General features: G+C 63.1%; 15 protein-coding genes. 5 read left to right on the plus strand and 10 right to left on the minus strand.

What is annotated here, in order from left to right; genetic code table 11:
- Positions 1-1117: 1117 nt before the first annotated feature.
- Entirely contained in the window at positions 1118-2677 is a 1560-nt protein-coding gene (locus AC1D2G_RS03425; RefSeq protein WP_477412032.1) for a vWA domain-containing protein, read from the minus strand.
- A 207-nt stretch (positions 2678-2884) separates the two neighbouring features.
- Between AC1D2G_RS03425 and rtcR the strand changes: the two genes are divergently transcribed.
- Entirely contained in the window at positions 2885-4483 is a 1599-nt protein-coding gene (rtcR, locus tag AC1D2G_RS03430; protein WP_477412034.1) for an RNA repair transcriptional activator RtcR, read from the plus strand.
- A gap of 63 nt (positions 4484-4546) precedes the next feature.
- Here rtcR and AC1D2G_RS03435 read toward each other — a convergent pair whose 3' ends face one another.
- On the minus strand, positions 4547-6055 hold the full coding sequence (locus tag AC1D2G_RS03435; RefSeq protein WP_477412036.1) for a winged helix-turn-helix domain-containing tetratricopeptide repeat protein: 1509 nt from the start codon (positions 6053-6055) through the stop codon (positions 4547-4549).
- 261 nt (positions 6056-6316) lie between these two features.
- On the opposite strand from AC1D2G_RS03435, the gene AC1D2G_RS03440 reads away from it, so the two are divergent.
- Positions 6317-6571 carry a DUF1127 domain-containing protein gene (locus AC1D2G_RS03440; protein ID WP_477412038.1) on the plus strand — a complete coding sequence of 85 codons (255 nt, stop codon included), beginning with the start codon at positions 6317-6319 and terminating at the stop codon, positions 6569-6571.
- 182 nt (positions 6572-6753) lie between these two features.
- On the opposite strand, the gene AC1D2G_RS03445 is transcribed toward AC1D2G_RS03440, so the two are convergent.
- The 7 genes from AC1D2G_RS03445 to AC1D2G_RS03475 all read right to left on the minus strand — a co-directional run bounded on the left by AC1D2G_RS03445 (position 6754) and on the right by AC1D2G_RS03475 (position 14883).
- On the minus strand, positions 6754-7734 hold the full coding sequence (locus AC1D2G_RS03445) for a 2-dehydropantoate 2-reductase (RefSeq protein WP_477412040.1): 981 nt from the start codon (positions 7732-7734) through the stop codon (positions 6754-6756).
- Positions 7735-7736: 2 nt separating this feature from the next.
- Positions 7737-9263 carry an acyl--CoA ligase gene (locus AC1D2G_RS03450; protein WP_477412042.1) on the minus strand — a complete coding sequence of 509 codons (1527 nt, stop codon included), beginning with the start codon at positions 9261-9263 and terminating at the stop codon, positions 7737-7739.
- 90 nt (positions 9264-9353) lie between these two features.
- Positions 9354-10940: a gamma-glutamyltransferase gene (ggt, locus tag AC1D2G_RS03455; protein ID WP_477412044.1), complete on the minus strand. Its 1587-nt coding sequence runs from the start codon at positions 10938-10940 to the stop codon at positions 9354-9356.
- A 29-nt stretch (positions 10941-10969) separates the two neighbouring features.
- Complete coding sequence (locus AC1D2G_RS03460) at positions 10970-11770, minus strand: ABC transporter permease (RefSeq protein ID WP_457151103.1); 801 nt, start codon at positions 11768-11770, stop codon at positions 10970-10972.
- Positions 11767-12678 carry an ABC transporter permease gene (locus AC1D2G_RS03465; protein WP_477412046.1) on the minus strand — a complete coding sequence of 304 codons (912 nt, stop codon included), beginning with the start codon at positions 12676-12678 and terminating at the stop codon, positions 11767-11769. Before AC1D2G_RS03465 ends, AC1D2G_RS03460 begins: the two co-directional genes overlap by 4 nt.
- Positions 12678-13760 carry an ABC transporter ATP-binding protein gene (locus AC1D2G_RS03470; RefSeq protein WP_477412435.1) on the minus strand — a complete coding sequence of 361 codons (1083 nt, stop codon included), beginning with the start codon at positions 13758-13760 and terminating at the stop codon, positions 12678-12680. The genes AC1D2G_RS03465 and AC1D2G_RS03470 overlap by 1 nt, the downstream gene beginning before the upstream one ends.
- A gap of 82 nt (positions 13761-13842) precedes the next feature.
- Positions 13843-14883: an ABC transporter substrate-binding protein gene (locus tag AC1D2G_RS03475; protein WP_477412048.1), complete on the minus strand. Its 1041-nt coding sequence runs from the start codon at positions 14881-14883 to the stop codon at positions 13843-13845.
- 238 nt (positions 14884-15121) lie between these two features.
- Here AC1D2G_RS03475 and AC1D2G_RS03480 point away from each other — a divergent pair, with 238 nt between their 5' ends.
- Positions 15122-15823 carry a GntR family transcriptional regulator gene (locus AC1D2G_RS03480; protein WP_095083584.1) on the plus strand — a complete coding sequence of 234 codons (702 nt, stop codon included), beginning with the start codon at positions 15122-15124 and terminating at the stop codon, positions 15821-15823.
- A 676-nt stretch (positions 15824-16499) separates the two neighbouring features.
- Here the strand turns inward: AC1D2G_RS03480 and AC1D2G_RS03485 are convergent.
- Complete coding sequence (locus AC1D2G_RS03485) at positions 16500-17264, minus strand: SDR family NAD(P)-dependent oxidoreductase (RefSeq protein WP_477412050.1); 765 nt, start codon at positions 17262-17264, stop codon at positions 16500-16502.
- A 189-nt stretch (positions 17265-17453) separates the two neighbouring features.
- Between AC1D2G_RS03485 and AC1D2G_RS03490 the strand changes: the two genes are divergently transcribed.
- Together AC1D2G_RS03490 and AC1D2G_RS03495 are read left to right on the plus strand one after the other, a co-directional pair.
- Complete coding sequence (locus AC1D2G_RS03490) at positions 17454-17666, plus strand: hypothetical protein (protein ID WP_095084346.1); 213 nt, start codon at positions 17454-17456, stop codon at positions 17664-17666.
- A gap of 345 nt (positions 17667-18011) precedes the next feature.
- Positions 18012-19940, plus strand: coding sequence for an adenylate/guanylate cyclase domain-containing protein (locus tag AC1D2G_RS03495; protein WP_477412437.1), 1929 nt, complete (start codon positions 18012-18014; stop codon positions 19938-19940).
- Positions 19941-20157 lie beyond the last annotated feature (217 nt).

Raw genomic sequence — 20157 nt, forward strand, 5'->3', positions numbered from 1 at the left:
CGCATTGCGGACGGACGACAAGGGAGTACGAGACTTTTTTCCGCCACTTCGCAAGGTGCGAAGGAGGGACACGAACCCTCACGCCTTTCGGCACCCACAAAAGCGGGCTGCGTCTGCCTGTAGTCTCGTTAGCATTCGTCCTTTTCATTTGGTCTGGCGACAAGGATCGGCAGGACAATGACTGAGCTACTTTCCGTCCCAAAGGGATGGAAGGGATGGCTTGAACATCCGACCTTCCGCCGCTTTCACCGCGGACGCTCTATCCCTGTAGTCCTGCCTGCATTCGCCATTCATTTTCCTTCTCCGGGCGGCGACGAGTCGATGCGAGAATCCAACCGATCAACTGATCGGCGGGCGGAATCGAACCAGACACCAATGTAGTCCCGCAGGCATTCGCCCTGTTCAATCGGCTGGCGACAAGGATCGGCAGGACGGTGACTGCGCCACCCCGCTCCGTGGAGCGAGAGAGTGATTTGAACACCCGACCTCCCGCCTTTTGGCGGGCGCGCTACCTGTAGTCCTGCCTGCATTCGCCATTTCTTGAGCATGATCTTTCCCGAAAACCGGAATCCACTTTTCGGGATCATGCTCTGATCTGTCGCCGCGGCGACTAGGGATGATGAAACCTGGGAGTCCCGCTCGTGCCAGAGAGCGCCTGCGAGGTGAGGAGTCGAACCTCACGGAGCATCCCGTTCCTTGGTACAGTAGTTCCATCCGGCATTCGCCGCGGCTGTTTCTTGCGAGGGTGACGACAAGTCTGTTGTGAAACTGCCTTTCTGCTCTGCCGACTGAGCTACGGAGCCGATTGGCAGCTCCGGCGGGAATCGAACCCGCGACCCGAAAGTTAGGATGTAGTTCCACAGGCATTCGTCACGCTCTCAATTTCTCTTCTCCTTTTCCAACCACGACCGAAGCCGTGCAAAAAGTCGTCGGACATGACGACAAGGTTTGACGAAACGTCCCGCTCTGACCGCTGAGCTACGGGTCCATAGTGGCGGACCCGACGGGATTCGAACCCGCGACCTGGAGGTGAACAGCCTGTAGTTCCATCGGCATTCGTCATGCCCTGATGACCTTTGTTTGTTGGTCCCGGCGGGCGCGCCGCCGGGACCATTGTCTAGAGTTCGACCGCCTCGATTGTGCGCACCCAATGATCCGGGTCACCGTTCGAGGACAACATCGTCCCGATCACGTCGAAGACGCGGTCGGAGAAGCCGCCGACATTCAGGATGTCGGCCTGCGGCTTGGCCTGCGTCGTCGTGTACGGCTGGATGTCGACGCAGACCAGCTTGGCTGCCGGGTTCAACGCCTTCAGCTTGCGCCATTCCTGCATCGTCACCGTGCCCTGATGTGCATGCGCGGACGCATCCACCCAGGACTGGTTATCCGACACGAACACCACCAGGTCGACTTTCGCCTTCTCCCGCACCAGCCGCGCCAGCGGAGCCGAACAATTGGTCCCGCCACCGCCGATGGCGGCAAGCTTCGCGGCGTTGGTCATCACCGTGTCACGAGCGTTGAGGCTGATATCAACCACATCGTTCTCGAACGGCAGGACCCGGGCCGTTGGGTTGCGGCGCAGCATCGCGGCGGCCACCAGGGTAGCCACGTCGATACAGCGCACGGCCGACGTCGCGCCCTTGCGATACCCGGTCGCCGGCGAGCCCATGGAGCCCGAAACGTCCGGGCACACGACCACGTTGCCGTTGATCAGGGGAACGTTGCCGAGCGCGATTTCCATCGCGTCCTGCAGTGCGTCCCTGACCATGCCGGGCACGTTCGCATCGGTCATGGTGAACGCCACCATGAGCTGATACGGGAACACCCGGGCGCGCCGGATTTCCTCCGGATCACGCAGACGCGTCGCCAGCCTTTCCGCGAACCCGTCCACTTCGAACACGCCGTTGCGGGCGAAAGTGTTCAGGTTCTGCCGCAGCATCTGCCATCCGGCCGTCTCCGCGATCTGCACCCAATGCGCTGATGTCAGCGGCATCGAGGTCAGCATCTGGAACGGCACTTCGGGCACAGGCAGCGACGGATCGCGCTTGAACGCCTCGAAAGCCTTCACCACCTCCGGCAAGGCCGCGAATTCATGCGGCTTACCGATCAGGTAGCCATAAAGCGCCTCACGCGACGCCGATTTCGGCTTCGGGTGAACCATCTTGATGACATCGGCCAGCGACGGATCGTTGCCGACCGCGGCCCGCATGATCTCAAAGTCGGCCGCCTGCTCGAGCCACGCCTGGACAAGGCGTTTCGGCCGCGTGCCGAGCGACTTACGCCCGGTGGCGCCGGAACGCATTACCTGCACGAAAGTGCGCAGCATCTTGCCGTTCCTGACGATGCGCCCGAACGCACGGTTGAACTCGTCACCCTGCATGCAGGAGAGAACGGCCAGCAGGAACGCCGGCATATCCTTCATGTAGCCCTGCTCGAAGGCGTGGACGGCGGTGCGCGCCAGGAATCCCGGCTCGACCTGCCAGGCGAGCTTCAGCACCTCGTCCAGCTGCTCACGCGGTTCGGCATAGAAGGTCGCGTTGAACGTTCCCGTCGCCGCCAGCTGCGCCAGAGCCTGGTGGGGCGACAGGCGGTAAGCCTGGGCGCCCTCATGGTTCTTGGCGTCAGCCGGCGGGAGCAGCTTTCCTGCAATCGTCGCAAACACGGATTTGTTCGCCATTGTTCTCATCCTTCATTTCACACCAGCATCACTACAAGCGGCGTGCCAGTTCGAAGCGCGAGCGGGTCCCGGTTCGCTTAGTTTGCAGTAACTAATTGATTTTATTAGAAAAGAAAAATCAAGCGCAAATCTCCTTGGCTCTGGCGTCGTCCAGGCATGTGTCTGTATAGTGATCTAGAAATCTCAACATTTATAATATAGGATAAAATGAAAAGACGCGTTGCGATTGGCATTCTCGGAACGACGCTCGATGCCGGCCGGACCGATGACCGCTGGCGAAAATGGCGGCCGACGGTGGCGCTGTGCCAGCAACCGGGGTTGTTCATCGATCGGCTGGAGCTCATTCACGGGACTCAGTCGCGGCAGCTCGCCACGCAGGTCATCGCCGACATCGAGCAGGTCTCGCCCGCCACCGAGGTGCGGCCCCATCTCATCAGCATGCGGGATCCCTGGGATTTCAGCGAGGTCTATACTGGCCTGCGCGATTTCGCCCGCGGCTATGCATTCGACCCTGAGAAGGAAGACTACCTCGTCAACATCACCACCGGCACCCATGTCGCGCAGATATGCTGGTTCCTGCTCACCGAGGCGCACTTCATCCCGGCGCGGCTGCTGCAGCTTTCGCCACGCAAGCAGGGGCGCGACGAGGATGTCTCCGGCAGCCATTCGATCATCGATCTCGACCTGTCCCGCTACGATGCGATCGCCACGCGCTTTACGGCCGAACACGACGAAGCGACATCGTTCCTGAAATCGGGCATTGCCACCCGCAATCCGGCGTTCAACCAGATGATCGACCAGATCGAGAAGGTGACGATCCGCTCGCGCGCGCCGGTGTTGCTGACCGGTCCGACGGGGGCAGGCAAGTCACAGCTGGCTCGGCGCATCTACGAACTCAAGAAGGCGCAGCGGCAGGTCTCCGGGGCCTTCATCGAGGTCAATTGCGCGACGCTGCGCGGCGATCAGGCGATGTCGACGCTGTTCGGCCACGTCAAGGGTGCCTTCACCGGTGCTCAAAACGAGCGTGCCGGATTGATGAAGTCGGCTAACAAGGGCGTGCTTTTCCTCGACGAGATCGGCGAGCTCGGCCTTGACGAGCAAGCCATGTGCCTGCGCGCCATCGAGGAAAAGCGCTTCCTACCGGTCGGCGCCGACCAGGACGTGATGTCGGATTTCCAGCTTCTCGCCGGCACCAACCGCGATCTTTCGATCGGTGTGAAGGAGGGCAAGTTCCGCGAGGATCTGTTTGCGCGGCTGAACCTGTGGACGTTCCAGCTTCCGGCGCTGCGTGACCGCAAGGAAGACATCGAGCCGAACCTCGAATTCGAGCTGCGTCGCTTCAGTGAGCGCGAGGGCCAGAACGCCACCTTCAACAAGGAGGCGCGCGAGCTCTATCTCAGATTCGCCATCGCGCCCGAGGCGGTGTGGCGGGCGAATTTCCGCGATCTCTCGGCATCCGTCACCCGCATGGCGACGTTGGCCCCGCATGGCCGCATCAATGAGGACACCGTACGCGATGAGGTCGATCGTCTGACCGTCCTGTGGCGTGCCGGTGATGCCGGCAATCGCGAAGCCATTGTGGAGGAGGTTCTCGGCAAGGACCACCAGGCCCAGATCGACATGTTCGACCGGGCGCAGCTGGCCACGGTGTTGGAGGTTTGCCGGGACAGCAATTCGATCAGTGCGGCTGGGCGGAAACTGTTTGCCGTCTCGCGGCTGCAAAAGACCAGCGGCAACGATGCCGACCGGCTGCGCAAGTATCTCAGGCGCTTCGATCTCAGCTTCGAGGACATCGCTCGGAAATGATCGATATCATGCACGCCCTTGCGCACACCAATAGTCCCGGTCGCCTTCGATCGCGCCGGCGCGTCAGTCCGGAAGACCGGCCTTGCGGAAGCCATCGACGAAATGCTCAAGCGTCGCTGCGTCGCGGAAGGGCTCTGTCGTGGCCCAGTGCCGGGTCGTGAAATGCGGGTTGCCGACGAGGAACAGTTCGACCTCCGCGCGCGCTTCGTCGAGCCGGCCCAGTTGCGCGAGGCTTGCCGCCAGGAAACGGCGTGAGCTTGTCCGATAGGTCTCGTCCCGGCGCAATGTCTCGACAGCGGCTTCGTAATCGCGGGCCGCATATTGCGCGGCGCCGAGCGTCAGATAGTACCAGCTTGGCGGAATCGGGTTCAGGCGGAACGCTTTGCGAATATGCTCGAGGGCCTCCTCGACCCGCCCGGCCAGCGCCGCGATGTCGGACAGAGCCGCCCAGGCGTCGGCCTCGTTCGGGTCGAGCTCGAACGCCCTGGCGAACTCGGCATTCGCATCAGTGAAGCTGCGCTCATAGGCAAGCAGGTAAGCCAGGACCCAGCGGCAGCCGGCATCGTTGGGATCGATCGCCACGGCCTTACGCGCCAGTTCCAGGGCAACGCTACGGGAAGACTCACTTGGTCCGCCGGAATGCACCGATCCCATCCAATGGTTCATGGCAAGCCAGCGATACGCCTCTGCATATTCCGGATCGAGCGCCACCGCGCGCGTCAGCATCAGATGCGCTTCCTGCGCCATCTGCGGCGAATCATCCATCAGCTTGCGCGCCCGCACGCAGAGATCGTAGGCCTCGAGATTTCTGGGCCGGTTGCGTGGCGGTGGTGCGCGCAGCCGCCCGAGCAGCGCCTCCACGATCTTGGCCGTCACCTCGTCCTGGACGGCAAAGATGTCTTCCAGGCCGCGATCGAAGCGTTCCGCCCAGAGATGATCGCCACTCACAGCGTCGACCAGCTGTGCGTTGATGCGCACGCGCCCCGCGGCGCGTCGTGCGCTGCCCTCCAGCAGATAGTGGACGCCAAGATCGCCAGCGATTTCGCGCACGTCCATCGCCTTTCCCTTGTAGGCAAAGACCGAGTTGCGGGCGATGACGAACAGGCCGGATATCCTCGACAGGTCGGTGATCAGGTCTTCCGTCAACCCATCCGCGAAGGAGTCCTGCTCGGGATCGTTGCTGACATTGACGAAGGGCAGCACGGCTATCGATGGTTTGCCGGGTAGCGGCAAAGGTTTTCGCTTCGCGTCACCAAGCTGTTCGATGGCCCCCGTGAAGCGGTAGCCGACGCGTGGAACGGTGGCGATCCATTCGCCGCCATCCCCAACCGGGCCAAGCAGCTTGCGCAGCTGCGCGATCTGAACGGTGAGGTTGCCTTCCTCGACCGCAGTGCCCGGCCATGCGGCGTCCATCAATTCGGCCTTGCTCAGTATGTCGCCGGGCCGTCCGACGAGCGCCGCGAGCAACTTGAGCCCGCGGTAGCCGACGGCAACGGGCACATCGTTCCGAAGCAGCGTTCCCGCACCGGAATCAAGCACGAACGGACCAAAGGCAAAGCGCGATCCCTGCATACGGCGCATCTATAGAGCAATTACAGGAACAGTGTGAAACGGTTTTCCTGGGGAAAGCGCGTAGCGGTTCCCTCAGGGAATTACGTCAAAACAAAGAGTTAGGGCAGGTTGCCGGTTCCGTGAACCGGTGGCCGGCTCTACCCATTTGGAACTTTTGAGAACTATTTGGGAAGGCTTAATTACGGCGCTGTCCGTAACCTGCAGAATTCGGCCTCTTTCAGGTCGAGGGCCTCCGGACCCTCAAACCATATGGAGGTTGTCATGACCAACATTCTTGAATTTGCCCCGCACAAGACAGCGCTGTCGGGAACGCCCGTGGCGCCAATGGCGCATCGGCATCTGACGACCCTGCAGAGCATTATTGCGAGCTGTCACGATCGGTCCTGGCGCGAGCGGGTCCGCTTTCGCTGGGAGCTTGCGCAGATGGCGAGGGACAATCCCTATCTGATCGACGATATCGGTCTGACGGACCGGCAGGTCGAGGCAGAGCTCGCCAAGCCGTTCTGGCAACGATAGCGCGAAGACTGAAAGGGCACCCGATCGCGGCCATGCCATTCGTCATGCTGGCGGCATTGGCTGGGCTGGCCAGCAGTTGTCGGGCGGCGCGGCATCGTCGGCGAACTTTATGCGCGGCTTCTGAAGCCGGCAGCGAATGATTGACCGGCAGCGAGGGACTGATAGCAATCGATCCGGGCGGTTCAGGAATAGCAGCCGCGCTCGATGGCCAGCCGCCGCACCAGCGCCAGCACGGCATCGATGGTGGGGGTCGGCTTGTCAGTTAGCCGGCCAAGTTCCTGCACCGCGCTGACCAGCGCGTCGATCTCCATCGGCCGGCCGCGTTCCAGGTCCTGCAGCATCGAGGTCTTGTGCTCGCCGACATCGCCGGCGCCCTTGATGCGCCGGTCGACGGCTATGGGAAAACGCACGCCGAGACTTTCGCCGATCGCCTGCGCCTCCAGCATCATGGTGCGGGCAAGCGTTCGGGTTGCCTCGTCGGCAACGATCGCCGCCAGCGTGCTGCCGGTCAGCGCCGAGATCGGGTTGAAGGAGAGATTGCCCCACAGCTTGACCCAGATTTCGCTGCGGATGTCGTCGCGGACTGGAACCTGCAGGCCTGCCTTGACCATCTCCTCGGCCAGAAGCGTGACCCGTTCGCTGCGCTCGCCGGAGGGTTCGCCAAGCGAGAAGCGTTTGCCCTCGACATGGCGGATCAGGCCGGGCGCGTCGACCTCGACGGCGGGATAGACGACCGAGCCGATGACGCGCTGCGGCCTGATCCGCTCCCAGATATTGCCGCCGGGGTCGACCGTGCTCAGCCTGGTGCCTTCGAGCGGCCCGCCCACGCCATGGAAATACCACCATGGCACGCCGTTCTGCATGGTGACGACGGCTGTGTGCTCCCCGAGCAGCGGCGCGATCTGGTCAAGCGCCGGGGTCAGCGAATGGGCTTTCAGCGCCAGCACGACGATGTCCTGCACGCCGAGTTCCTCGGCCTTGGCGGCGGCTCTCACCGGCGCCACCGATTCCTCGCCGTCCTCGATCAGGCGCAGGCCGTTGGCCTTGATCGCTTCCAGATGCGCACCACGTGCGACGATCGACAGGTCGGTGCGGCCGGCGATCGCCAGCTTGGCGGCGAGATAGCCGCCGATCGCGCCGGCGCCGAAAATGGTGATCTTCATCGTCAAAGCCCGAGTTTGGCGGCGAGCCCAATGCGCTGCAGCTTGCCCGTCGCGCCCTTGGGGATCTCGTCCAGGATCAGGATCTTGCGCGGCACCTTGAAGTCGGCGAGCCGTGTCGCGGCGTGAGCGCGGATGTCGCTCTCGGTGGCGCTCATGCCTTCGCGCAGCACCACGGCCGCCGCCACCTCTTCGCCGAGCTTGTCATGGGGCATGGCGAAGGTCACCACCTGCGCCACCGCCGGATGGTCCATCAGCACATCGTCGACCTCGAGCGGCGAGATCTTTTCGCCGCCGCGGTTGATGATCTCCTTCAGCCGGCCGGTGACGCGGAGATAGCCGTCCTCGTCGAGCACGCCCTGGTCGCCGGTGTGGAACCAGCCATGCGCGAAGGCCGTGGCATTGGCATCCGGGTTCTTCTCGTAGCCTGCCGTGACATTGGGTCCGCGAATGACGATCTCGCCGGTCTCGCCGGCTTCCATCAGCCGCCCGTCGGGCGCCATCACCGCGACCTCGGGCCCGGCGCCTGCGCCGACGCTGCCCGGCTTGCGCAGGCCCGGCGGCAGCCGGTTCGACGCCATCTGGTGGGCGGCCTCGGTCATTCCGTAGGATTCGATCACCGGGCAACCGAAGGTCGCTTCGAGTTCCGCCATTACTTGCGCCGGCAGCGACGCCGAGGACGAGCGGATGAAGCGCAGGCGCGCCGCCGCCAGCACGTCCGCATTGCGCGCCGCCCGCGGCAGGATCGCCTGGTGCATGGTCGGCACCGCGGTGTACCAGCTCGGCCTGGCATCGCTCAGCCATTGGAAGAAGCGCAGCGCGTTGAAGCCCGGCGTGCAGTAGATGCTGCCGCCTGATGCCAGCGACGACAGCACCGCCGCGATCAGCCCGTGAATGTGGAACAGCGGCATGATGTTGAGGCAACGGTCATCGGCGGTCAGGCCAAGCGTTGCGCCGATATGGCTGGCGGAGGCGGCGATGTTGGCATGGCTGAGCGGCACCAGTTTTGGGCGCGATGTCGTGCCCGACGTGTGCAGCAGCAGCGCGATGTCATCATCCCCTGCCATGTCGGGCGCCGCCTGCGGACCAATCGCCGCGCCCTCGATGGTGAAGGAGCCGGCAGGCGCGTCGGCTTGCACGACAAGCCTGAACACGCCGATGCCGAGCCGTTCGGCGACCGCCACGGCCGGGCCGGTCTCGTCCTGCGCAACGAGGATCGCCCTGGCGCCGATATCGGTCAGGTAGAAATCGAGCTCGTCCGCCCGGTAGGCCGGATTGAGCGGCGCCGTGGAGGCGGCTGCCGCCACCGCGACGAAGGCTGTGGCCATCTCCGGCCCGTTCGGCAACACGATCGCCACCCTGTCGCCCCGGCCGATGCCGAGCGCATGCAGCGCGGCAGCCGTGTCGGCGATCAATTCGCGCAGTCCGCGATGCGTCAGCGTGGTTCTCTCGGGCGCCGAAATCGCCGGCGCATCATCGGCGCCGGCAACGAGACGACCGGAAAGCTCTTTGGGATTTGCAATATTGGTCATGATCACCGACTGGATTTCGAACGACTATTGGCGGGAGCTCCGCTGACGGGCTTGCCTCGATATGGATACGTCATTGGACAACGGATCGCTTCAGTAGCCAAGCGCCAAACCATCCTTGCGCGGATCGGAGGCCCCGGTCAGCGTTCCCTTCTCCCAGTCGATCAGCACCACTTGCCCGCCGCCCAGCGGGTGATGCGGCTCGGCCACGCGATGGCCGCGCCGGCGCAGGCCCTCGATTGCTTCGGCGGGCACGTTGCGTTCGGCCTCCACGGTATCATCATTGTAGAACACCCGAGGCGCATCCAGCGCTTGCTGCGGGTCCATGCCGAAATCGAGCATGTTGGTCAGCAGATGGACATGTCCGAACGGCTGGTAGCCGCCGCCCATGACGCCGAACGGCATCACCACGCGGCCATTCCTGGTTGCCATGCCGGGCATGATCGTATGCATCGGCCGCTTGCCGGGCGCGATGGCATTCGGATGAGCCGGGTCGAGGCGGAAGCTCGAGCCGCGGTTCTGCAGCACGACTCCGGTCTTCGGCCCGACGACGCCGCTGCCGAACGAATAATAGGTCGAGTTGATGAAGGAGACCGCGTTGCGGTCGCGGTCGACGATGGAGATGTAAACCGTGTCGCTGCCTGGCAGGTCCAGGCGCGGCAGATGCGTCATGGCACGCTCGTGGTCGATCTCGGCACGCAGCCGGTCGGCATAGGCGCTGGACAGGAGTTGTGCCACCGGCACCGGGACATGATCCTGGTCGCCGACGAAGCGGTCGCGGTCGCGATAGGCCAGCCGCCCCGCTTCGATCTCCAGATGCAGGCGCTCGGCGCCGTTGGGGTCGAGCCCGCCGAGCTTGAAACCCGACAGCACGTTCAACATCAGAAGCGCCGTCAGCCCCTGATTGTTCGGCGGCATCTGGTGAATGTCGTGGCCGCCATAGGAGGTGCTGACCGGCGCCACATAGTCGCCCCTGGTCGCTGCGAAATCCTCGGTCGAATGCAGTCCGCCCAATTCATTGAGCCGGCGCACGATATCGCCGGCAACAGCACCTTCGTAGAACCCGGCGCGGCCGTGTTTGGCAATTATCCGCAACGTGGCGGCGAGTTCCGGTTGCCGGTGGACATCGCCGGCCTTCGGCGCCTTGCCGCCGGGCAGGAAGATGCGCGCTGCATGCTCGTCGGCCGACAGATCGGTCTCCGGTTCGGCCCAGTCGAAGGCGACGCGGTCATGCACGACATAGCCGTTCTCGGCATAGTGGATGGCCGGCGCCAGCGCCTCGGCAAGGCCCTTGCGGCCATGGTCCTCCAGCAACCGGGCCCAGGCGTCGACGGCACCCGGCACGGTGACCGCGTGCGGTCCCTGCAGCGGCATGCAGTTGAAGCCTTTTTCCAGATACCAGTCGACCGTCGCCTTGGCCGGGGCGCGGCCGGAGCCATTGAAGGCCAGCACGTCGCCTTGTCCCGCCGGGCAGTACAGCACGAAACAATCACCACCGATGCCGGTCGACTGCGGCTCGACGACCGCCTGCACGGCGGCGGCGCAGACGGCGGCATCCATGGCGTTGCCGCCGGAGCGCAGCATCTCGATTGCGGCAAGCGTCGAAAGCGGGTGCGACGTCGCGGCAACCGCTTCCGTGGCACGGACCGGCGAGCGGCCGGGAAACTGAAAATCACGCATTCTGTCTGGATATCCCATGGTCACTTGAATCAATTCCTGCGCCCGAACATCTGCCCAACCGACAACAGGACGACCGACAGCACGATCAGGCAGGTCGAGATGGCGGCGATCGTAGGGTCGATCTGGTCGCGCAGCGCGTTGAACATGCGGCGCGTCAATGTCGTCGTATCGCCGCCCGATATGAACAGCGAAACCACCACTTCATCGAAGGAGGTGATGAAGGCGAACAGCGCGCCCGAGACGATCGAGAAGCGGATCTGCGGCATGGTCACCTGCCAGAACGCGGCGACGCGTCCGGCGCCCAGGCTGCGCGCCACCCGTTCCTGGTTCATGTCATAGGAGCGCAAGCCCGACAGCACCGTCAGCACCACCAGCGGCAAGGCCTGCACTGTATGCGCGATGACCAGGCCGGTCAGCGTGTTGTTGAGCCCGATCCGCGCATAGAGAAAGAAAGTGCCGATGCCGATCAGGATCACCGGAACGATCAGCGACGCCGTCAGCAGCGCGTTGATGGTGCCGTTGAAGCGCAGCGTGCCGCGGTTGATCGCATAGGCGGCGGCGGTGCCGAGCGGCGTCGCCACCAAAGTCGTCATGATCGCCACCTTGACAGAGACGATCGTCGCGTCGCGCCACTCCAGCGACTGGAAATAGGTCTGGTACCAGCGCAGCGACCATTGCTGCGGCGGGAATTGCAGCAGCGTCGAATCCGAAAACGACATGATGACGATGATGATCGACGGCGCGATCAGGAACAACAGCACGAGGCCGCCGAGGGCGTAGAGCCACAGGCGTTGCCGGTGCGAGATCGGCAGGCCGATATCCTCGCTCATCGCGAACTCCATACGCCGGTGGCGCGCGCGCCGAGCAGCCATTGGAATAGGCCAAGAAGCGCCAGCGTGACCACCAGCAGCACCACGCCGAGGGCCGCTCCGGCTCCCCAGTTGGAGTAAAGGCTGGTGGTCTGTTCCATGCGCATCGCCCACATGATCACCTTGCCGCCGCCCATCAGCGCCGGGGTGACGAAGAACCCCAGGCAAAGCACGAAGACGATGACCACGCCCGAGGCAAGCCCGGGCAGCGACAGCGGAAAGAAGATCTGCCGGAAGGTGGCGACCGGACCGGCGCCAAGGTTCATCCCGGCGCGCAGGCAATCGCCGTCTATGGTCTTCATCGAGGCGTAGAGCGGCAGCACCAGGAAGGGCAACAAGATGTGCGTCATGCCGATGACGACACCCGACAGATTGTTGGCGAGCGACAGCGGCTGGCTGATCACGCCGAGGTCGATTAGCCAGCTGTTGATCAGGCCCTTGCGCTGCAGGATCACCAGCCAGGCATAGGTGCGCACCAGGACCGAGGTCCAGAACGGCAGGATAACGAAGATCAGGCAGATCGACGCCGCCCGGCGCGGCAGTTGCGACAGCATGTAGGCCAGCGGATAGCCGAGCAGGACGCAGGCGCCGGTAACGATGAAGGCGACCTTGAAGGTGGTGACGAAGGTCTTGATGTAGGAGGCCTGCTCGAAGAAGCGCGCATAATTGGCGACGCTGAGGACGCCGGCCTCGTCGAACAGCGACAGCCAGAACAACCAGCCGATCGGCACGACGATGATGGCAAAGACCAGGAACAGGCTTGGCGACAGCAGCGCCAGCAGCCGCAGCGACTCGCGCCGGGCGTCGGCCCGCAACGACTGCGCATTCAGATCGCCGGCAGATGCGTGGAAGGCGGATTGCGCGCTCATCAGTCTGATGCCACCAGGATCGTGTCCTGCGCGTCGAGGCCGAGGTTGATCGGCTGGCCGGGAGCCGGCATTCTGGCCAGCACATCGCTGCGGCAATAGTCGCGCAACGTCAACTGGCGGCCATCGCGCAGCGCCGCGTAGCAGACGAAGCTGTCGCCCTGGTAGATGATGTCACCGACCGTCGCATTGATCACATTGACGCCGCTTTGCGGCTCGGAATTTGCCAGCAGCCGCAACTTTTCCGGCCGCACCACCATCAGGTGTTGGCCCGATGCCGGCGCCGGCGCCGCGGTATGGATTCTCCTGTCCTCGTACCAGACCGAACCATTGCGGCATTCGACGGGAATGAAGTTCGATTCGCCGATGAAGCCGGCTACAAACCGCGTCTGCGGCGTGGCGTAGAGGGTTTCCGGTCTGTCTAGCTGTTCGATGCGCCCGCCATTCATCACCGCGATGCGGTCCGACATGGTGATGGCTTCGCGTTGGTCATGCGTGACATAGACGGTGGTCATGCCAAGCCGGCGATGCAGGCTGCGCAGCTCGATCTGCATATGTTCGCGCAGGCCCTTGTCGAGCGCCGACAGGGGTTCGTCCATCAGCACGATGCGCGGCTCGAAGACGATGGCGCGCGCCAGCGCCACGCGCTGGCGCTGGCCGCCGGAGAGCTGGTTGACGCGGCGCTCGCCGAGGCCCTGCAGCTTGACCAGATCCAGCGCCTTCTCGACGCGCTCGGCCGTCTCGGTGCTGGTGACGCCGCGCTGCTTCAGCGGGAAGGCAATGTTGTGGAAGACGTTCATATGCGGAAACAGCGCGTAGTTCTGGAACACCATGCCGATGTTGCGCTTGTGCGGCGGCGTGGTGATGATCTCGACGTCGCCGACCTTGATGCTGCCGGCATTGGCGCGCACAAAGCCGGCCAGGATCATCAGCAGCGTCGTCTTGCCGGATCCGGAAGGCCCCAGCAGCGTCAGGAACTCGCCGGCTTCGACATCGAGGTTGAGGTCGCGCAGCACCGCTACGCTGCCAAATCGTTTCTCGATCCGGCGCATGCTGATCGGCAGCGCGGATGGCGCAATGGACAAGATCATCGTCTCCTGAACTGAGGCGGCAGAGGCAGGGCGAGCGGTTGCGCCGCCCTGCCGTGGTTTGGGTTCTGGCCAGAGCCTATTGCTGGACCAGATTGTTGAACTTTTCCGTCGCCTCGACCAGAGTGTCGCGCCAGAATTCGGCGTCCTGCAGCACCTGCTTCTTGACGTTTTCTGGCGCCGAATTGATGTCCTTGATCCTCTCCGGTGGGATCTTGCCGGTCTCGAAGGCCTTTTCATTCACCGGCCCGTTGTCGACATAGAGCGGCAGGTTGGCCTGCAATTGCGGGCTGACGAACATCGCCAGCGCCTTCATGGCGGCTTCCTTGTTCTTGGCGCCCTTCGGAATGACCATGCAGTCGGCGGTCAGGACACCCTGGTCGAACGAGAAGCTGACCGGCGCGCCTTCCTTCTTCAAGGTGCCGGCGCGGCCGTTCCAGATGCTCGCCATGTCGACTTCGCCGTCCTTGACCAGCTGCATGGCCTGGGCACCGGAGGTCCACCAGGCATCGACATGGCCACGGATCTTGTCGACGGATTTCAGCGCGCCGTCGATATCGACCGGATAGACCTTGTCGATCGGAATGCCCTCGGCCAGTGCCGCGACACTCAGCGTCTCCGTCGCCTGGCTGCCACTCAGCGCGCGCCGGCCCGGAAACTTCTCGACATTCCAGAAGTCGGCCCAGGTCTTCGGGCCCTTGTCGCCGAAGACGTCGGTTCGGTAGATGAGCACGACCGAGGTGTAGGAAATGCCGACCCAGTCATCATGGACCAGCTTCGGGTTGATGCCGCTCTTGTCGATGATGCCGTAGTCGAGTTTTTCGAACAGGCCTTCCTTCGAGCCGCGCGCGCATTCGTCGGCGCCTAGCTCGGTGATGTCCCATTTGACGGCATTGCCGGTCACCTGCAGCCGCACGTCGTCGAGGCCGTTGGTGGTGTCTTCCTTGATGGTGATGCCGAGCGCATCGGCGGTCGGCTTGAAGAACGCCTTGGTCTGCGCCTCCTGGTAGGTGCCGCCCCATGAGGCGACGGTGATGGTATCGCCCGCCATGGCGGGGGCTGCGAGCGGCGCCATGAGAGCGGCAACCGCAACAACGCTAACGTTTCTGGTCATGTTCATTTTCGGCTCTCCAACCGGTGTTCCCATTGTTTTTGATTTCGCATGCTATCTTGTATACAATTTTGAGTGTAGCCTAGCGATCGGTGATGTCAACACCGTCCGGCGCGATCGAATTCAGGCGTGTCGAGCAGGGCAAAGATGGAAAGAGACGGCCTCGCTGGGGCGTGGCAAATTACGCCGACTGCGACTACAGCTGTGCGTGTCCCGGCTGAAAGACCGGAGAACTGGGGACGAAACCTTGGCCAAGGAAACCAAAAATACACTGCGCGACTCGGTCTATTCCTCGCTCAAGGCGATGATCGTGACCGGCCAGATTCCGCCGGGCTCGCGCGTCACCGAAAGCGACATCGCCGCGAAGCTGAATGTCAGCCGCACGCCGGTGCGCGAGGCCTTCAACCGCCTCGAGCGCGATGGCCTGGTCACCGGCAGGCCCCGCCAGGGCTATGTCGTCACCGAGTTCGACATCAGCATGTTCCGCGAGGCCTTCGAGATCCGCGAACTGCTCGACGGCCATGCGACAGAGTTGGCCGCGGCCGTGGCGACGGAGCAGGACAAGGCGCGGCTGCGAGCCATTCTGACTGAGTGCGAGCGGCTGGCCGCCATACCGGATCGCACCACCAGGGAAAAATTCCAGGAGCTCGAGGCCGGCATCGACCTGCATCGCGTCATCGCGCAGATCAGCGGCAATGTCATGCTGCACGGCATGCTGTGCGGCATCCTCGACAAGTGTCAGCACTATGTCTGGACCGAGCTCTTGTGGCTGGACGAATGGAAGATCGCCCGCGACGAGCATGCCGAAATCGTCGACGCGATCTGCGCCGGCGATGCCAGCCGGGCCGGCACGCTGGCGCGCGCCCATGTGCGGGGATCCCGCGACAACGTGCTGCGCCTGCTGCAGGCCAAATCGGACTACCAGAGTTTCCTCGCCAAGGCGTCTTGAACACGCCGGCTAACGGGATGAAGCGCCTGGCAGGCTTTCATTGGCACGCCCGAAGAAGTTCGAACGCCTTAGCGGCCAGCGCCTATCATGGGCTGAGATCTATGCGCTGCGGCCGAACCTGCGGCCGGCCAACGATAACGGGCGGAGGGGTACAGCCGGCGAGCCCGGCTGCATTCGGCCGCTGGAATGACATGACAGCCAGTCGCGTCCTGGTTTTCCAAATGGGCACGAGATGCCAGTGGCTCCTGCTTAGCGACGAATATGGATCCGGCTGGCGTCCCCGCCGATCGAAGTGGACCGCTAGGCCTTCGTTGACTGCTGCCAATACAGCGCACCGCTCAAGCTGATCGTCCGACAGCTCGCAATCAGGGACTTTATCTCGCACTGACTGAACTGCCGAAAAGGTCGAGATGATGCGTCCGGGGGCGGAGGAGTCGATATATCCAGCGATAGCGTCAGTGACGTCATCGGGAACAAGAAAGTTGAATTGGCGCGACGTGGTGGAAGCTACGATCCGATTTAGCATTTCGCCTGCTGAAAGCCCCAACGGATACTATCCGCTGCGGATGGTATATCAGCAAGAACTAATGGGCATCGGTCGGGTGTTATGCACCGAATTCTAATTGAACCTGTCGAAAGACACGCTGCCTCGTTCCGGCGAAGCGCCTTTGACCCTTCAGCCCTTGCGTTCCTGCAGGCTGTTGCCGCCGTCGACCACCAGCAGCGCGCCATTGACGTAGCTGGCGCCTTCCGATGCCAGGAACACGACCGCTGCGGCCACTTCATCCGGCCGGCCGGCCCGCGCTGGCGGCGTATGCAGGGCCGCGGTCCGCTCCATCTCGCTCGACGAACCCGTTTCGATCCAGCCGGGGGCCACGGCGTTGGCGGTGATACCGCTTTTCGCCACTTCGAGCGCCAGCGTGCGGGTCAGGCCGACCATTCCGGCCTTGGCGGCGGAATAGGCGGCGGTGCCTTCGAAGGACACCAGCGGCCCGGTGACCGATGCCACGTTGACGATGCGCCCATAGCCCGCTTCGACCATCGCCGGCAGAAATGCACGGGTGACCAGAAACGCAGTCTTCAGGCTGACGTCGATCCCTTGGTCCCAGTCGGCCTCGGTCATGGAGAGGAACGCCTTGTCGACCGAGGGCGATGCCAGCGAGCCCATGCCGGCATTGTTGACCAGGACGTCTATGGTGCCGGCGCTTGCCCGCAGCCGCTCGACATCGGCGGCGACAGTGAGATCGGCGACCACGGCAGTGGCATCGATGCCCTCGGCACGAAGCTCGGCGGCGCGATCGAGCACACGCGCGCTGGCGCCGGTGAGGACAACGGCATGGCCGGCATGGCTGAGCTGCCGGGCAATGGCAAAGCCGATGCCGTCGGACGCACCGGCCCCGGTGATCAGCGCACGCTTGATGCTGGCAGGGGACTTGGTCAAATCAGTCTCCGATGGTCGCAATCAAAGCACCATAGTCGATGAATGGATTTGGCGCGCCGGATCAGATGAAATTGGTACTGCTGTGTTGTTCGGCGCCTATCAGTTCTAATAGGCTCGGCCATTGCACAGAATGTTGGCGCACCAGTCGCCGGCCGCTGCGCGAACGGCAGATTCGAACCGGAGGCTCAAATGTCAGTTGTCGAGGAAGAAGCTTCGCCCGCGGTCCCCTCACATCCTGAGGAAATCAAGTCGGTTTTCGACCTGCGCTTGGGCAAGCATGTTACTTTGCAGGGCAGTGCCAGGATAACGCCGGCAGGCGTGATCAGCGCCGGCATCGCGGTCGCCGTGATGACGCTGGCGATGGGTTATCTTGCCTCGTCGACCAGGCGTCGCAGGCAATAGGCGAGAGCCAGCTGACGCGCCGGCCGAAAGGAAATTGCGCGCCGCTATGTCATTGCTGCGCCTGTTGGTTTCTGAGATCACCCGCTCGGAGTGTTAGGCCCGCTTGGCAGCATGAGCCGACGCTTGGCACCGAGGCGATGAACATCTCAATGGGGCCGGAAGCGACTGTCAGCTTTCAGGCTGGGCAAAACAGCGGCCCCTTGCGTCCAGCGTAGTGCGGACCGCTTTGCGCCGATTCTGTTGAAAGAGTCCGACGCACCGCAAAGTCCACGCCGCGGGGCGGGCCTCTCGTCAGGGCGCAGCATTAGGTGTACCATTTTGGCCCTGTTGGTCCGGGGCCGGGTGATGATCGTCCCTCCATTGAACCGGAAACTGCTGGCGATCCTGGCAGCGGACATGGTCGGCTATTCAAAGGCGATCGAGATCGACGAAGCTGGCACCATCGCACGCCTGAGGGCTATCCGGGCCGATGTGACCGATAAGGCGATCGCTCTGCGCCAGGGTCGAATTGTCAAGCTGTTAGGAGATGGCGCACTTGTCGTCTTCGACAGCGTGGTCGATGCGGTGATCTGCGCAGCCGAAATTCAGAAAGCTGTGGCCGTTCGCAATGGTGGATTGCCGGAGCATGAGCGGATTGTGTTCCGCATCGGGATAAATCTTGGCGATGTGGCGCTGGTGGATGGCGATGTGTATGGCGACGGCGTCAATATCGCCGCTCGCCTAGAGCAGCTTGCCGAACCGGGCGGAGTAATGGTGTCAGGTACGGCCTACGACCATTTGCAGGGCAAGCTTGATTGGCCACTCGATTTCGTTGGCGAGCAGCATGTCAAGAACATCAACCGCCCCGTGCGGATGTACCGGGTGAGGCTCGATGGCAAGCGGGTGCGTTGGACCTTACGCAAGGCGATGCCGCGCTGGACCAGGACGGCTGCGGCGGCCGTCGTGGTGCTGGCTCTGGCGGGTGGAGGGACCTGGTGGTTCTTTCAGCCCGCGCCACTGGGGGCCAAGCCGTCGGTCGCGGTGCTGCCCTTCAATAATTATGGCGACGACGAGGTCACCGGTCGTTTGGCCGATGGATTGACTGAGGATATCATCACCGACCTCGCACGGTTTCCCGAACTTGAGGTCGTGGCCCGGAACTCGACGGAAGTTTACAAAGGCAAGCCGGTGGATGCCCGCCAGGTCGCAAGTGCGCTCCATGTCGGCTTCGTGCTGGAAGGCTCTATCCAGCGGCAAAATGGGCGGGTGCGGGTTACCGCGCAGTTGATCGATGCACAAACCGGCAACCATCTTTGGTCGGATCGTTGGGACCGGCCCGCTGAGGACGTGTTCGCCGTCCAGACCGAGATTGCAGAGCAAGTCACCAACCGTCTCGGCAACGGCGTGGGGCTGATTCAGGGAGCGGGGCGGGCTGCAGCGAAGCGTAAACGGCCGGACAACTTGACTGTCTATGATTACTATCTGCTCGGAACCGAAAGGATTGAAAAGATTACCGTAGCGGATGAGGAGGAGGCTATCAGGCTGCTCAACCTCGCTGTCGCGCTGGACCCCGGGTTCGCCCGCGCCTGGGTGGAACTTTATCATGCTCATAACATATTGGCTGGCTTCGGTATCAATCCCGAGAGTGAGATCAAGGCGGCTGCCGATGTAGCCGAACGCGCGGTGCGGCTCGATCCGAGCGACGCCGAGGCGCACGCCGTTTTTGGCATGAGCCTCAAAGAAAAGGGCGACAACTCCCGCGCCAAGGTCGAGATGGACACGGCCCTCCGCCTCGCTCCGGGTTCGGCCGAAATCCTGACATTCTATTCCGGCTACGCGGCAGGCTTCGACGAACCCGAACGCGGCGCTCAGTTGGTCGACCAAGTTATACGGCTCGACCCGAATTACCCGATGTGGGCAACTAGTTTCTACTCCACGGCCTATTTTATGGCTGGCCGCTATGAGGACGCCGCGAAGATGCTGGAGCGCAAGACGCCCGATAACTACGGCAAAGGGGATTGGGTGGTGCGTAGCAGCTCCCTCGCGGCACTGGGTCGAACCGATGAGGCGGATGCTTCGGTCAGGGAAACCCTCAAACGGTATCCGGACCTGACCATCGAGGGCCTGGTCAATGAATTCAGCTCGAGCAAGAGGGAAAGCGGTCGTTTCATCGAGACAATGCCGCTCGCCGGCTTCCCACTTTGCGCCAAGCCCGACGGGCTGGCAAAGCTCGCCAAACCAGTGCGACTACCGGAATGCGAGACGGGGGAGGCGCAGCCTCTCGGGCAGCCATAGAACAGCTCGGCTTGAGCGCTGACCGCCCGGTGAAATGAGCTCCCTACAGTGAAAGCCGGCTCGGCAAGTGAAGTCTGGCCAGTGGCGGCTATGTCCGGAATTGAGCCGCAAGCAGATCGGCAGCTTTCGAGCATCCAGTTAGCAAAAGCAGCCATTCAGCTCACGACCCCAAGCGGACGATTTTCGCCGTTGGTCGAATTCGCGCCTCTGATTTTAT

This window comes from Mesorhizobium sp. P2_C7, from assembly GCF_056404515.1.